The organism is Bradyrhizobium sp. 154 (assembly GCF_023073875.1).
Taxonomy (GTDB): Bacteria; Pseudomonadota; Alphaproteobacteria; order Rhizobiales; family Xanthobacteraceae; genus Bradyrhizobium.
The window spans coordinates 229,736-243,432 of the sequence record NZ_JADPKG010000123.1 but is presented as its reverse complement, the minus strand read 5'-3'; the positions used below and the strand labels follow the sequence as shown (position 1 = coordinate 243,432).

Below are 13,697 nucleotides of genomic sequence, written 5' to 3'. Positions count from 1 at the left end.
AGCATCTGGGCGGCCTGCCGTCCGCCGCACCATTGATCCGGCCGTATCTGACAGGATTCCGATGACCGCCCGTTCCAGCCTTACGATCGTGCTCGCCGCCGGCGAAGGCACGCGCATGCAATCGAGCCTGCCGAAGGTGCTGCATCCCGTCGCGCATCAGACGCTGCTCGCCCATGTGCTCGCCGCCGCACCAAAGGGAACCGGCACGTCGCTCGCCGTCGTGATCGGTCCCGATCACCAGGCCGTCGCGGAGGAGGCGAGGCGCAGCCGCCCCGACGCACTCACCTACGTGCAAGCCGAGCGGCTCGGCACCGCGCATGCGGTGCTGGTGGCGCGCGAGGCGATCGCGCAGGGGGTGGACGATCTCTTGATCGCGTTCGGCGACACGCCGCTGATCTCGGCCGAAACCTTCGCGCGGCTGCGCGAACCGCTCGCCAGGGGCGCCGCCATCGCCGCGCTCGGTTTTCGCGCCGCCGATCCCACCGGCTATGGCCGCTTCATCGTCGAGGGCGATCACCTGGTCGCGATCCGCGAACAGGCCGACGCCAGCGAAGCGGAGCGCAAGATCGATCTCTGCAACGCCGGCGTGATGGCGATCGATGGTCGCCGCGCGCTCGAAATCCTCGGACAGGTCGGCAATGCCAATTCCAAGAGCGAATATTATCTGACGGACGCAATCGGCATCGTCCGCGACAAGGGATGGGAGTCCGTGGTGATCGAGACCAGTGAAGACGAGGTGCGCGGCATCAACACCAAGGCGCAGCTCGCCGAAGCGGAAGGCGTGATGCAGGCGCGCTTACGCAAAGCGGCGATGGAGGCCGGCGTCACGCTGATCGCGCCGGAGACGGTGTACCTGTCCGCCGACACCGTATTCGGCAAGGACGTCACAATCGAGCCGTTCGTGGTAATCGGCCCGGGCATCTCGATTGCCGACGGCGCGGTGATCCATTCCTTCTCACACATCGTGCAGAGTGCGATTGGCAAGAACGCGTCTGTCGGTCCGTTCGCGCGCATGAGGCCGGGCAGCTCGCTCGGCGAAGGCGCCAAAATCGGCAACTTCGTGGAGACCAAGGCCGCGACTCTCGAGGCGGGAGCGAAAGCCAATCATCTTGCCTACATCGGTGATGCGGTCGTCGGCGCCAAGTCCAACATCGGCGCCGGCACCATCACCTGCAACTACGACGGTTTTGGGAAGCACAAGACGGTGATCGGGCAGGGCGCCTTCGTCGGCACCAACTCCTCGCTGGTCGCGCCCGTGAAAATCGGCAACGGCGCCTATATCGGCTCCGGCTCGGTGATCACCCGCGATGTACCCGACGATGCGATGGCGCTGGAGCGCAACCAGCAGACCATCCGGGAAGGCGGCGCGGCGCGCTATCGCGAGATGAAGACCGGCGGCAAGACTCCCGAAAAGAAGCCGGAGACGTGAGCGAGGCTATTCGTCGTCGGCGAATTCGGAGAAGATGGCGCGGGTCAGGCGCCAGCCGCGCGGCTTGGCGCGCTTGGCCGGCTCGCCTTCGGGATGCTTGATGAAAAGCGGCTTGTTCTCCTTGCCGCGCAGGGGCGGCGGCCAATGCGCAAGGTGCGTGCCCGAGGTCTCGCTGGCGCGCAGATACATCGACGACCGGCCTTTGCGGTCGGATGAGCTTCTCATGGCCGTCTCTCCTGGGCGGGAATCGTTGGCCAAACATGTTGACAGTGAGTTAACGTGCGAGGTTAAAGGCCGGCCAAATCGACGCAGGCGGGGCTCGGTGTGATCGGTGCTGTCTCAATCAGCAATAATTATTGAGTACCTGGTTCCGTAGGAGTTTCGCTAAAACCAACCGCGTCGTTTAGGCGATTTTTCGGCGATTTGGGGGATAGTGATCCGCATGTGCGGGATTGTCGGCATTCTCGGGCGCGAACCGGTTGCAGAGCAATTGGTGGAGTCGCTCAAACGTCTCGAATATCGCGGCTATGATTCCGCGGGCGTCGCCACACTCGAAGGCAAGCACCTGGAGCGCCGCCGCGCCGAGGGCAAGCTGAAGAACCTGGAGAAGCGGCTCGAGGCGGAGCCGTTGCAGGGTACCACCGGCATCGGTCATACCCGCTGGGCCACCCATGGCAAGCCGACCGTCAACAACGCGCATCCGCACGCGACCGAACGCGTCGCCGTGGTCCACAACGGCATCATCGAGAATTTCCGCGAGCTGCGCGAGGAGCTCGAGACGAAGGGCACGGTATTCCACACCGAGACCGACACCGAGATCGTGGTGCACCTCGTCGACGATCTGCTCGCGCGCGGCAACAAGCCGGTCGAGGCGGTCAAGCTGACGCTGGCGCGCTTACGCGGCGCCTTCGCCCTCGGCTTCATCTTCGCCGGCGACGACGACCTCATGATCGGCGCCCGCAACGGCCCGCCGCTGGCGATCGGCTATGGTGACGGCGAGATGTATCTCGGCTCCGATGCCATCGCGCTCGGCCCCTTCACCGACACGATCAGCTATCTCGAAGACGGCGACTGGGTCGTGCTCACACGCAAGAGCGCTGATATCTTCGACAAGGACGGTCACGCCGTCCAGCGCGACAAGATCAGGCACGCGGCCTCGACCTCGCTGGTCGACAAGGCCAATTACCGCCACTTCATGGCGAAGGAGATCCACGAGCAGCCCGAAGTGGTTGGCCACACCCTCGCGCGCTATGTCGACATGGCAACCGAGCACGTCGCGCTGCCGGTCAAGCTGCCGTTCGACTTCAAGACGATCCAGCGCATCAACATCACGGCCTGCGGCACCGCGAGCTATGCCGGCTACGTTGCAAAGTACTGGTTCGAGCGTTTTGCGCGCGTGCCGGTCGAGGTGGACGTCGCCTCCGAATTCCGCTACCGCGAAGCGCCCCTGCGCAAGGGTGATCTCGCCATCTTCATCTCGCAATCCGGCGAGACTGCCGACACGCTGGCGGCGCTGCGCTATGCCAAGGCCGCGGGCGTGCACACGGTCGCCGTCGTCAACGTGGCGACCTCGACGATCGCGCGCGAGAGCGAGACCGTGCTGCAAACGCTCGCCGGTCCCGAGATCGGCGTCGCCTCGACCAAAGCCTTCACCTGCCAGTTGATGGTGCTGGCAAACCTTGCCATTGCGGCCGGCAAGGCTCGCGGTGAATTGTCCGACGAGGACGAGACCAAGCTCGTCCATGGCCTCGTCGAGATCCCGCGCTTGATGTCGGATGCGCTCACCACCGAGGTGGAGATCGAGCGTCTGGCGCGCGAGATCGCAAAGTCGCGCGACGTGCTCTATCTCGGCCGCGGTACCAGTTTTCCGCTGGCGCTCGAAGGCGCGCTGAAGCTGAAGGAAATATCCTACATCCACGCCGAAGGCTACGCTGCCGGCGAGCTGAAGCACGGACCCATCGCGCTGATCGACGAAGCCATGCCCGTCGTCGTCATCGCGCCGTATGACCAGGTGTTCGAAAAGACCGTCTCAAACATGCAGGAGGTCGCCGCGCGCGGCGGCAAAATCATTCTGATGACCGACGCCAAGGGCGCGGCGGAGGCGACCGTCGATTCTCTCGTCACCATCGTCATGCCTGACATGGCGGCGGCGTTCACGCCGATGGTCTATGCCGTTCCGGTGCAGCTGCTCGCCTATCACACGGCCGTGGTGATGGGCACCGACGTGGACCAGCCGCGCAACCTCGCAAAATCGGTGACCGTGGAATAGGCACAAGGGATATCGGTTGGTCGCAGTCTTCCCAAACCTGCTAGAAGCCCCTAGCTTGTGTGCTGCGACCCACCTGGAACCCTAATGACCCCCCGCGACGACGCGCCTGCGCCACCTGATCCCATTCCGGAACCACATACCGGCCTGATCGGCCGTTTCCGCAATTATTTTCTGACCGGCCTCGTCGTGACGGGGCCTATCGCGATCACGCTCTATCTGGTCTGGTGGTTCGTGACCTGGGTCGATGGCGTGGTGCGGCCGTTCGTGCCGCTGGCCTATCGGCCTGAAACATATCTGCCCTACGTCATTCCCGGATGGGGACTGGTTGTCGCGTTTTTCACGCTGACGCTGGTCGGCTTCCTCGCGGCCAACCTGATCGGCCGGACGCTGGTCGATGTCGGCGAGACCTTTCTCGGCCGGATCCCGGCCGTGCGCGCCATCTACCGCGGCCTCAAGCAGGTGTTCGAGACATTGTTCTCGGGCAAGGGCTCGAGCTTCCGGAAAGTGGGCCTGGTCGAGTTTCCTTCGCCCGGCATGTGGTCGATCGTGCTGATCTCGCAATCGCCGAACGAAGACATTGCGCGCAACCTGCCCGGACAGGAGGAACACGTCTCGGTATTCCTGCCGTGCTCGCCGAATCCGACCACCGGTTTCTTCTTCTATGTCCCCAAAAGCAAGATCATCGAGGTCGATCTCACCGCTGAGGACGCGGCCACGCTGATCATGTCGGCCGGCGTGGTTCAGCCGGGCTCGGCGCCAGATCCGAAGAAGGCCGCCGCGCTCGCGGGCGTCGCCAACGCCGCACGCATCGCGAATGCGTCTGCGCTCCAGCCTGCGAAAGTGGAGTAGGGCCATTCCGGCGGGATGGCCACATTCACGCAGGCGTTCGCGTCCTCTGCTAGTGTCGGGTCGACTGAGCGTATCGTTCGGAATTCGGCCTGGAGTGCATGATGTCCAAAACCATTGCGATCCTCGCGCCGGGTGCCATGGGCAGTGCCGTGGCTCGCCGCCTCAGCGAGAATGGCGCGCGCGTGCTGACGTCCCTGAAAGGGCGAAGTGAAGCCACACTGAAGCGCGCGGCGGACGCTGGCATGGTCGGCACCGAGGACGACGCGCTTGCTGAAGCCGACATCATCCTCTCGATCGTGCCTCCGGGCGAAGCAGTGGCGCTGGCTGAACGGCTGGCCGCGCTGATCATCCGGCGCGAGAAGAAACCGGTTGTGGTCGACTGCAACGCCGTCAATGTCGATACCGTGCAAAGGATCGCAGAGATCATCGGTTGGGCGCAGGCGCCATTCGTCGATGCCGGCATCATCGGCTTTCCGCCGCAGCCGGGGGGCAAGAGCCCGGCCTTCTACATGTCCGGCGAGTACGCCAAGGACGTCGCCGTTCTGAATGACCTTGGTCTCGATGTGCGGATCGTTGAAGGCCCGGTCGGCGCAGCCTCTGCGCTCAAGATGTCCTACGCCGGCATCGTCAAGGGTCTCGCCGGCATCGGCTCGGCCATGGTAATCGCGGCAACGAAAGCGGGCGCGGCCGAGGCGCTGCGCGACGAGCTCGCGCTCAGCCAACCCGCGATCCTGGCTCGGCTCGAGATCGCGCTGCCCGACATGATCCCGAAAGCCTATCGCTGGGTCGCGGAAATGCGGGAGATTTCCGGATTCCTCGGCCCCGATCATCCGGCCACCCAGATCTACGAGGGCTTTGCGCGGTGGTTCGAGCATCTCGCGGAGGACGCGAAGGGCGAGGCGGCGGATGCGGAGCTGTTGAAGGCGTTCGCCGCGCGCATCGCGCAGAAGAAATCCTGATCGCCTGATCTCACGTCACCACAATCATTCACTCGCCGTGCGCTGAAACGGATTCCAGAAAACCCTGGATATCCCGGTCGCGTCTCAGGCGCACGACCGGGACATCAGGGCCATATTGAATGCGCTCGGCCTCGATGGCGGGCACGCGCTCCGTGTTGTAGCGCCACGCCTCTTTCATCAGTTTCCAGTCGAACTGTTCCGGACATCCCTCGGGCAAATCGGGCCGTGCGGTAGCGCGATCGAAAGCCGAGCGCCAGAGAATACGCCATTGGCAAAGCCAGCGCGGACGGTCGATAACGACCAGCGTATCGGCGCGCGCGAGCGTGAGATCGAAGGCCAGCCCCGAGAAGCTGCCGTCGACGACCCACGCATCGCCCGCGATTGCCTCAGCGACGCGCGAGCGAAAGCTTGCCTTGTCGGATGGCTTCCAGCCCGGCCGCCAGTAGAGCACGTCGAGATGCACCACCGGCAGCTCGAGCTTTCGCCCGAGCTTCAGGGCGAGGCTCGTCTTTCCGCTTCCTTGGGAGCCAACGACGATGATCCGGCGCATGGCCGAAGGTTTTCACGAAAACGCTCGCAACGAAAGATAGCACTCTTGGCCGAGACCGAGGCGGCCGCATCCTTCGCTGCCGCGATAGCTCAGCCCGCCCCGATCAGCGGAATCGCCTCGTCCCGCTCATACAGATACAGCAGGCACCGCAACGCTTCGCCGCGCTCGCCCTTCAGCTTCGGATCGTCCTTCAGGATGCGCAGCGCCTCGTCGCGCGCCTGGGTGATGAGCTGGCCATGGACTTCCGAACGCGCGATGCGATAGCCGGGCAGGCCGCTCTGGCGCACGCCCAGCACGTCGCCTTCGCCGCGCAGCTTTAAATCTTCCTCGGCGATGCGGAAGCCGTCGGTGGTTTCGCGGATCACCTTCAGCCGCGCCTTCGACATCTCGCCGAGCGGCTCCGAATACAGCAGCAGGCAGGTCGAGGCTTCCGAGCCGCGCCCGATCCGGCCGCGCAGCTGATGCAATTGGGCAAGACCAAATCGTTCGGCGTTCTCGATCACCATGATGGTCGCGGCCGGCACGTCGACGCCGACTTCGACCACGGTGGTCGCGACCAGAAGCCCGATCTCGTGGGCAGCGAACTGGCCCATCACGCGGTCCTTCTCGGTGCCCTTCATCTGGCCGTGAACGAGGCCGACGCGCTCACCGAAGCGTTTTTGCAGGCTTTCGAAACGCTTCGTCGCGTTGGTCAGGTGCTCGGTGCCCTCGGCCTCGGATTCCTCGACCAGCGGGCAGATCCAGTAGACCAGCTTGCCGGATTGGAGCGCGCGGCCGATGCCGTCCATGACCTCCTCGATCCGGCTCACCGGCACTGCGCGGGTGTCGATCGGCTGGCGGCCGGCCGGCTTTTCGCGCAGCTCGGAGATGTCCATGTCGCCGAAATAGGTCAGCACCAGCGTGCGCGGGATCGGCGTTGCACTCAGCACCAGCACATCGACGGATTCGCCCTTCGAGGTCAGCGCGAGGCGTTCGCGCACGCCAAAGCGGTGCTGCTCGTCAACGATGCCGAGCGCGAGGTCCTTGAAGATGACATCGTCCTGGATCAGCGCATGCGTGCCGACGAGGAGGTCGATCTCGCCGGCTTCAAGCTGCGCCAACAGCTCCCGACGCTCCTTGCCCTTTTCGCGGCCGGTGAGGATCGCAACCCGCATGCCGGCGCGCTCGGCGAGCGGGGCGATGGTCTTGATATGCTGGCGCGCCAGGATCTCGGTCGGGGCCATCAGCGCGGCCTGTTTGCCGACCTCGGCGACCGCGGCGGCAGCTAACAGCGCCACCACGGTCTTGCCGGATCCGACGTCGCCCTGGAGCAGGCGCAGCATGCGCACGGGCTGTTTCAGGTCCTCGGCGATGGCCGCAGCAGCGCTGCGCTGCGACGGCGTGAGCGCGTAGGGCAGGGCGTCGATGATGTTGTTGCGCAGGTGCCCGTCGCCGGCATTGCGCACGCCGGCGGGGCGGCGCAATTGCGCGCGGATCAGGGCGAGTGCGAGCTGGCCGGCGAGCAGTTCGTCGAAGGCGAGACGCGACCAGAACGGCTGGTCCGGCAGGACGTCGGTGAGCTCGACCGGCTGGTGCACGCGCGTGAGCGCCTCGGTAACCGGAGGAAAATTGCAGCGGCGCATCACCTCCGGACTGATCCACTCCGGCAGGGCTGGCAGCTTTTGAAGGGCCTGCGCGATCGCGCGGCGCAGCGAGCCGAGCGCGAGGCCCTCGGTCAGCGGATACACCGGATCGATGCCAGAGAGCTTTGCAATCGCCTCTTCGTCGAGCACGCGATCGGGATGCACGATCTGCGGGATGCCGTCATACATCTGCAGCGTGCCGGAGACGTAGCGCTTCTCGCCTACCGGCAGCAGCTTTTCGACATAGCCGGGCTTGGCGCGGAAGAAGGTCAGCACGACCTCTCCGGTGTCGTCGCTGGCGTAGACGAGATAGGGCGCGCGCGCGTTGCGCGGCGGGGGCGGGCGATGGCGGTCGACGGTGACCTCCAGCGTCACCATGGTTCCCTGGACGGCGTCGCGGATTTTTGGCCGGGTCCGGCGGTCGATGACGTGGCTCGGCAGGTGCAGCAGCAGATCGACCAGCCGCGGCGTCTCGTTGCGGCTGAGCAGGTACTGCAACAGCTTGTCTTGCTTCGGACCGACGCCGGGCAGGCTGGTCACGGGAGCAAACAGCGGATTGAGCAGACTGGGGCGCATTCTCGCAACAATCGTCACGCGGGCTCAACCCGCGCATCCATCTATTCAAGAGGATGGATTGCCGGGTCAAGCCCGGCAATGACGACCACAAACAATTGCAACAACAAAGGGCTGACACGGCCGGTCCGAGTGGCTATATCCACCCCGCCCGGCACGTCCGGGCTTTCTGCGTTTGACTGGATTTGAGACATGACGGGAACGACACGATCGAGCAGCGGGCTCGACGACCGCCGCAAGCGGCTTCTGTTCCGCTGCTGGCACCGCGGCACGCGCGAGATGGACCTGATCCTCGGCCGCTTTGCGGATGCCGAGATCGGCAATTTGTCCGAGCCTGAATTGATCGAGCTCGAGCGCTTGCTCGAGGTCAACGATCCCGATCTCTATGCCGCGGTCACCGGCGACAAGGTGCTTCCGGCCGATGTCCCCGGCGCGCTGTTTGCCCGCATCAAGGCATTCCCGATCGCGGACGGCGACGCATGAAGCAGGGCATGAAATCACCGGCCGAGCTGCTGACGCCCGGCCGCGCGCTGACGCTTGCCAATGTCGCCGAGGGCGCCGAAGGCCTCGTCGTCTCCGATCTCGCCCGTGCCATCGCGGCGCGGCCGAAGAAGCCGGCGGTCAGCCTTGCGGTGGTCTGCCGCGACGGTCCGCGCATGCAGCAGCTCGAACGGGCACTGCAATTCTTCGCGCCCGATCTGCCGGTGCTGACCTTCCCGGCCTGGGACTGTCAGCCCTATGACCGCGTCTCGCCGCATGGCGGCATTTTGGCGCAACGCCTGACGACGCTGGCGCGGCTGGCTTCGCTCGCCGGCAGCGACAAGCCGCTGATCGTGCTGACCACGGTGAACGCCGTGGTGCAGCGCGTGCCTGCGCGCGACCTCGTCGCGGCGCAGGCGCTGTCGGTTGCGCCAGGCAACGTGGTGCCGATGGACACCATCGTCGCCTGGCTCGAGCACAACGGCTACAACCGCTCCTCGACCGTGCGCGAGCCCGGTGAATACGCCGTGCGCGGTGGGATCCTGGACCTGTTTCCGGCCGGCCTCGATCAGCCCGTGCGCTTCGACTTTTTCGGCGACAGCCTGGAGTCGATCCGCTCGTTCGACGCCGAGACGCAGCGCACGCTGCTCGACATGCGCGCGCTCGACCTCGTGCCGATCTCGGAATTTCAGCTCGTCACCGACACCATCCGCCGTTTCCGCATGGGCTATGTCGCCGAGTTCGGCGCGCCCGAGCGCGAAGACGCGCTGTACGAGGCGGTCAGTGAAGGCCGCCGCCATCCCGGCATGGAGCACTGGCTTCCCCTGTTCCAGGACCGGATGGACACGCTGTTCGACTATCTGCAAGGCGCGGCCGTCGCGATCGAGCCGCAGGCCGAGGATGCCGTCCGCGAGCGCTTCAAGCAGGTCCTCGACTATTACGAGGCCAGACGCGAGGCGCTGGAGCATCCCGGTGGCGGCGCCATCTACAAGCCGCTGCCGCCCGACCGGCTCTATCTGACCGAGGAGGAGTGGGGCAAACGCCTCGGCGACGTCCCGGTGGCGCGGCTGACGCCGTTCTCCGTGCCGACCGACGGCACGAGTGTCGTCGATGCCGGCGCGCGCAAGGGCCGCGACTTCGCGCCGGAACGCAATGACACCACCGTCAATGTGTTCGAGTCCGTCGTCGCGCATGTGATGGCCTTGCAGGCCCAGCGCAAGAAGGTCGTGATCGCGCTGTGGACCGAAGGCTCGCGCGACCGCATGACCTCGATGCTGCGCGACCACAAGCTGGCCCACACAACCAGCGTCAACAGCTGGCGGACGGTGCAGGCGACGCCGCGAAACGAGACCATGCTCGCCGTGCTCGGCCTCGAAAGCGGCTTCGAGACCGACGAGATCGCACTGATCAGCGAGCAGGACATCCTCGGCGACCGTCTGGTGCGGCCGCGCAAGGCGAGCCGCAAGCTTGACAATTTCATCTCGGAAGTGACGAGCCTCGCCGCCGGCGACATCGTCGTCCACGTCGATCACGGCATCGGCCGCTTTATCGGCCTGCAGACCCTCGACGTCGCGGGCGCGCCGCACGACTGTCTCGAGCTGCATTATGCCGCCGAGACCAAGCTGTTCCTCCCCGTCGAGAACATCGAGCTGTTGTCGCGCTACGGCTCCGACCAGACCACCGTCGAGCTCGACCGCCTCGGCGGTTCGGGCTGGCAGACTCGCAAGGCCAAGCTGAAGAACCGCATCCGCGAGATCGCTGGCGAGCTGATCAAGATCGCGGCCGAACGCATGCTGCACGAGGCGCCGAAGCTGCCGGTGCAGCAGGGCCTCTACGACGAGTTCTGCGCGCGCTTTCCCTATGACGAGACCGAGGACCAGCTGGGCGCGATCGAGTCCACTCTGAAGGATCTCGAAAAGGGCCGCCCGATGGACCGCCTGATCTGCGGCGACGTCGGCTTCGGCAAGACCGAGGTGGCGCTGCGCGCGGCCTTCGCCGTGGCACTCGACGGCAAGCAGGTCGCGGTCGTGGTGCCGACCACGCTGCTCGCCCGTCAGCACCACAAGACTTTCTCCGAGCGGTTCAAGGGTTTTCCGGTCAACGTGGCGCAGGCCTCACGCCTCGTCCCGACCAAGCAGCTTAACCAGGTCAAGAAGGGCCTCGCCGACGGCTCCGTCGACATCGTCGTCGGCACCCATGCGCTGCTCGGCAAGGCGATCAAGTTTCGCGACCTCGGCCTGCTCATCGTGGACGAGGAGCAGCATTTCGGTGTCAGCCACAAGGAGCGGCTGAAGGCGCTTCGCGCCGAGGTGCACGTGCTGACATTATCGGCGACCCCGATTCCGCGCACGCTGCAATTGGCGCTCACCGGCGTGCGCGAGCTCTCGATCATCGCCTCGCCCCCAGTCGATCGGCTCGCGGTCCGCACCTTCGTCGCCCCGCACGATCCCTTGATGATCCGCGAGGCGCTGTTGCGCGAGCGATATCGCGGCGGCCAGGCGTTCTACGTGGTGCCGCGCATCGACGACCTCGCCGAGGTCAAGGATTTCCTCGACAAGAACGTGCCGGAGATGAAGGTCGCGGTCGCGCACGGCCAGATGCCGCCCGCCGCGATCGAGGACATCATGACGGCATTCTACGACGGCAAGTTCGACATCCTGCTGTCGACCACGATCGTGGAATCCGGCCTCGACATCCCCAACGCCAACACGCTGATCGTGCACCGCGCCGATATGTTTGGCCTGGCCCAGCTCTACCAGCTCCGCGGCCGCGTCGGTCGCTCCAAGCTGCGGGCGTACGCACTGTTCACGCTGCCGGCGCAGCAGAAGATCACCGCGCAGGCCGAGCGCCGGCTCACCGTGCTGCAATCGCTGGAGACCCTCGGCGCAGGCTTCCAGCTTGCCTCGCACGATCTCGACATCCGCGGCGCCGGAAACTTGCTCGGCGAGGAGCAGTCCGGCCACATCAAGGAGGTCGGCTTCGAGCTGTATCAATCGATGCTGGAGGAGGCGATCGTCAACCTCAAGGCCGGCGTCTCCGAACCCGCCGCCGACCGCTGGTCGCCATCGATCACGATCGGCATGCCCGTGCTCATTCCGGAGGACTATGTCAACGACCTCTCGGTGCGGCTGTCGCTGTATCGGCGCCTCGCCGATCTCGACACCGAGGAGGAGATCGAGAATTTTGGCGCCGAGATGCGCGACCGCTTCGGCGTCTTGCCCGACGAGGTCCGCTATCTGTTCAAGGTCGCCGCGATCAAGGCGTTCTGCCGCCGGGCCAATGTCGAGAAGATCGATGCAGGTCCCAAGGGCGCCGTCATCGCCTTCCGCGACAATTCCTTCGCCTATCCCGATCGCCTGGTGACGTTCATCCGCAGCCACGGCAAGGCCGCGAAGGTGCGGCCCGACATGAAGGTGGTGTTTCTCCAGGACTGGGAGACGCCCGAAGAGCGTCTCGCCGGCACCACGGAGATCATGCGCCAGCTGGCGCAGCTCGCGCAGAGCAAGAAGGCGGCGTGAACCTCCGGTCTCTCCGCGTCATTGCGAGGAGCCCTTGCGACGAAGCAATCCAGAATCGCTCCGCGGAGAGAGCCTGGATTGCTTCGCGGAGCCTGTCATCGGGCCGCGCTTCGCGCGGACCCGTTGGCTCGCAATAACGGGGCTTGTTGAAGCGGCTCGCTAAAAACTACGACGCCGCCCGCGACGCATCGGCGGACAGCCGCCCAAGGAGCGAGCGCGCCGTATCCGATGCCGACAGCGAATCCACGCTGACCACGGGATCGCTGCGCATCTCGTGCTTGCCGTTCGCGGTGTGCCGCATCACCGCCGACAGACGACGCGCGATCATATGCGCGGTGCGGAAGTCGGTCTCCGCGAACACCACGATCACCGAACCGTCCTTCTGCGCCGCGCCAAAATCCATCTGCCGCATCAGGCGGCTGAGGATCCGCGCGGCATCGAGCTGGGCACGGGGATTATTGGGATCGAAGGCGAAGCGGGCAACAGAGAGGCCGCCGCCGCGGGCCAAGGTCTGTTCGACCGCCTTGGCAAAATCTCGGGCGAAGGCTTCCACGGTGAGTAGGCCGCTGCGTGGATCGATCCAGCCGCCGGCGTCGATCGAGCGCAGCGTGCGGCTCAGCTGTGCTTCCATCGCATGCTGGCGGATTAGTGGCAGTGCATTGGCAGCGACCTTCACCGGCTCGCCGGAGATCAGTTCGAGATTGGGCAGATCGTAACTTTGCGCGAGCTGGTGTGCGGTGACGACGACGGGCAGGCTACGGAAGCGGGTGTCCTCGGCGAGCACCGTCAGGAAGGCATCGGTGACGCGCGCCGTAAAGCCTTCGGCGAGCACGACGCCATCGAGGTCGCGGGTGTTGAGATGCTTGGCGGCGGCTTCGATCGAGAGCGCGCCGATGACGCCGATGCGTTCGCCGAGCGCGACCGACAGCGCAGGATAGGCCGCGCCGCGGCCGATCAGGAGCACGGTGGCATCGCGTGCGGGATCGGCCGCCGGCAACGGGACCGTCGCTTCCGGCAGCCGGCGCAGCACGGTGGCGTGAAGGGTGCGCACACGCAGCGCGGCGCGGAGCCGCGCGATCAGGCGGTCGGGATTGGCGCCGCGTGAGGCGAAGGGCAGGGCGTTGTGCGGCAGCGTGCCCGCGGCATCCATGGCTACGAAGGGAAGGTAGGGTGACTGGCTCGCAATCTTCTTCGCGAGCGGAGCCATGTGCGGCTCGTGTCCGGCATGCATCGCCGCGAGAACGGCGGCCGGCTGCACCTGCTCGACCGCGCGTGCGACGCTGGCCCAGTCGGTGTCGACCACGGGAAAGAGCCGGGCCTCGTCCAGCGCCGCAATGAAGGGCGGCCGTTCGGCATTGGACACAAACAGGATCGGGCCCGCCTGGGACATTGCAAACTCTGATCACGCGACAGATGCCGCACAATCTAGTTTGGCTGCCTTAATGCAG

The 13,697-nt window shown here is 65.6% G+C and carries 10 protein-coding genes; 6 read left to right on the top strand and 4 right to left on the bottom strand.

The annotated features are described in order from the left end of the window. The first annotated feature begins 61 nt into the window (after positions 1-61). A complete protein-coding gene (glmU, locus tag IVA92_RS35080) occupies positions 62-1,429 on the top strand; it encodes a bifunctional UDP-N-acetylglucosamine diphosphorylase/glucosamine-1-phosphate N-acetyltransferase GlmU (protein ID WP_247275665.1) in 1,368 nt (455 codons plus the stop codon). Between the two features lie 6 nt (positions 1,430-1,435). On the opposite strand, the gene IVA92_RS35075 is transcribed toward glmU, so the two are convergent. Beyond that, a complete protein-coding gene (locus IVA92_RS35075; protein WP_247275664.1) occupies positions 1,436-1,654 on the bottom strand; it encodes a hypothetical protein in 219 nt (72 codons plus the stop codon). Positions 1,655-1,871: 217 nt separating this feature from the next. On the opposite strand from IVA92_RS35075, the gene glmS reads away from it, so the two are divergent. From glmS to IVA92_RS35060, 3 genes are all read left to right on the top strand, one after another. Then, positions 1,872-3,698 carry a glutamine--fructose-6-phosphate transaminase (isomerizing) gene (glmS, locus tag IVA92_RS35070; protein ID WP_247275663.1) on the top strand — a complete coding sequence of 609 codons (1,827 nt, stop codon included), beginning with the start codon at positions 1,872-1,874 and terminating at the stop codon, positions 3,696-3,698. Between the two features lie 84 nt (positions 3,699-3,782). Then, positions 3,783-4,547: a DUF502 domain-containing protein gene (locus IVA92_RS35065; protein WP_247275662.1), complete on the top strand. Its 765-nt coding sequence runs from the start codon at positions 3,783-3,785 to the stop codon at positions 4,545-4,547. A 101-nt stretch (positions 4,548-4,648) separates the two neighbouring features. Continuing rightward, positions 4,649-5,506 carry an NAD(P)-dependent oxidoreductase gene (locus IVA92_RS35060; protein ID WP_247275677.1) on the top strand — a complete coding sequence of 286 codons (858 nt, stop codon included), beginning with the start codon at positions 4,649-4,651 and terminating at the stop codon, positions 5,504-5,506. Positions 5,507-5,534: 28 nt separating this feature from the next. Here the strand turns inward: IVA92_RS35060 and IVA92_RS35055 are convergent, their stop codons facing one another. Further along, entirely contained in the window at positions 5,535-5,972 is a 438-nt protein-coding gene (locus IVA92_RS35055; protein ID WP_247275661.1) for an AAA family ATPase, read from the bottom strand. Positions 5,973-6,145: 173 nt separating this feature from the next. Further along, on the bottom strand, positions 6,146-8,254 hold the full coding sequence (gene recG, locus IVA92_RS35050; protein ID WP_247275660.1) for an ATP-dependent DNA helicase RecG: 2,109 nt from the start codon (positions 8,252-8,254) through the stop codon (positions 6,146-6,148). A gap of 189 nt (positions 8,255-8,443) precedes the next feature. Between recG and IVA92_RS35045 the strand changes: the two genes are divergently transcribed. Then, positions 8,444-8,734 carry a succinate dehydrogenase assembly factor 2 gene (locus IVA92_RS35045; RefSeq protein ID WP_247275659.1) on the top strand — a complete coding sequence of 97 codons (291 nt, stop codon included), beginning with the start codon at positions 8,444-8,446 and terminating at the stop codon, positions 8,732-8,734. Then, positions 8,731-12,249, top strand: coding sequence for a transcription-repair coupling factor (mfd, locus tag IVA92_RS35040; protein ID WP_247275658.1), 3,519 nt, complete (start codon positions 8,731-8,733; stop codon positions 12,247-12,249). Before IVA92_RS35045 ends, mfd begins: the two co-directional genes overlap by 4 nt. Before the next feature lie 166 nt (positions 12,250-12,415). Here mfd and IVA92_RS35035 read toward each other — a convergent pair whose 3' ends face one another. Then, positions 12,416-13,639, bottom strand: a complete 1,224-nt coding sequence (locus IVA92_RS35035; protein ID WP_247275657.1) for a GGDEF domain-containing protein — start codon at positions 13,637-13,639, stop codon at positions 12,416-12,418. Positions 13,640-13,697: the final 58 nt, after the last annotated feature.

Excerpts from the sequence above, each read along its gene's own strand:
- IVA92_RS35065 (WP_247275662.1), top strand. The coding sequence starts at position 3,783 with ATGACCCCCCGCGACGACGCGCCTGCGCCACCTGATCCCATTCCGGAA.
- IVA92_RS35060 (WP_247275677.1), top strand. The coding sequence starts at position 4,649 with ATGTCCAAAACCATTGCGATCCTCGCGCCGGGTGCCATGGGCAGTGCC.
- IVA92_RS35045 (WP_247275659.1), top strand. The coding sequence starts at position 8,444 with ATGACGGGAACGACACGATCGAGCAGCGGGCTCGACGACCGCCGCAAG.
- glmU (WP_247275665.1), top strand. The coding sequence starts at position 62 with ATGACCGCCCGTTCCAGCCTTACGATCGTGCTCGCCGCCGGCGAAGGC.
- IVA92_RS35035 (WP_247275657.1), bottom strand. The coding sequence starts at position 13,639 with ATGTCCCAGGCGGGCCCGATCCTGTTTGTGTCCAATGCCGAACGGCCG.
- mfd (WP_247275658.1), top strand. The coding sequence starts at position 8,731 with ATGAAGCAGGGCATGAAATCACCGGCCGAGCTGCTGACGCCCGGCCGC.
- recG (WP_247275660.1), bottom strand. The coding sequence starts at position 8,254 with ATGCGCCCCAGTCTGCTCAATCCGCTGTTTGCTCCCGTGACCAGCCTG.
- glmS (WP_247275663.1), top strand. The coding sequence starts at position 1,872 with ATGTGCGGGATTGTCGGCATTCTCGGGCGCGAACCGGTTGCAGAGCAA.
- IVA92_RS35075 (WP_247275664.1), bottom strand. The coding sequence starts at position 1,654 with ATGAGAAGCTCATCCGACCGCAAAGGCCGGTCGTCGATGTATCTGCGC.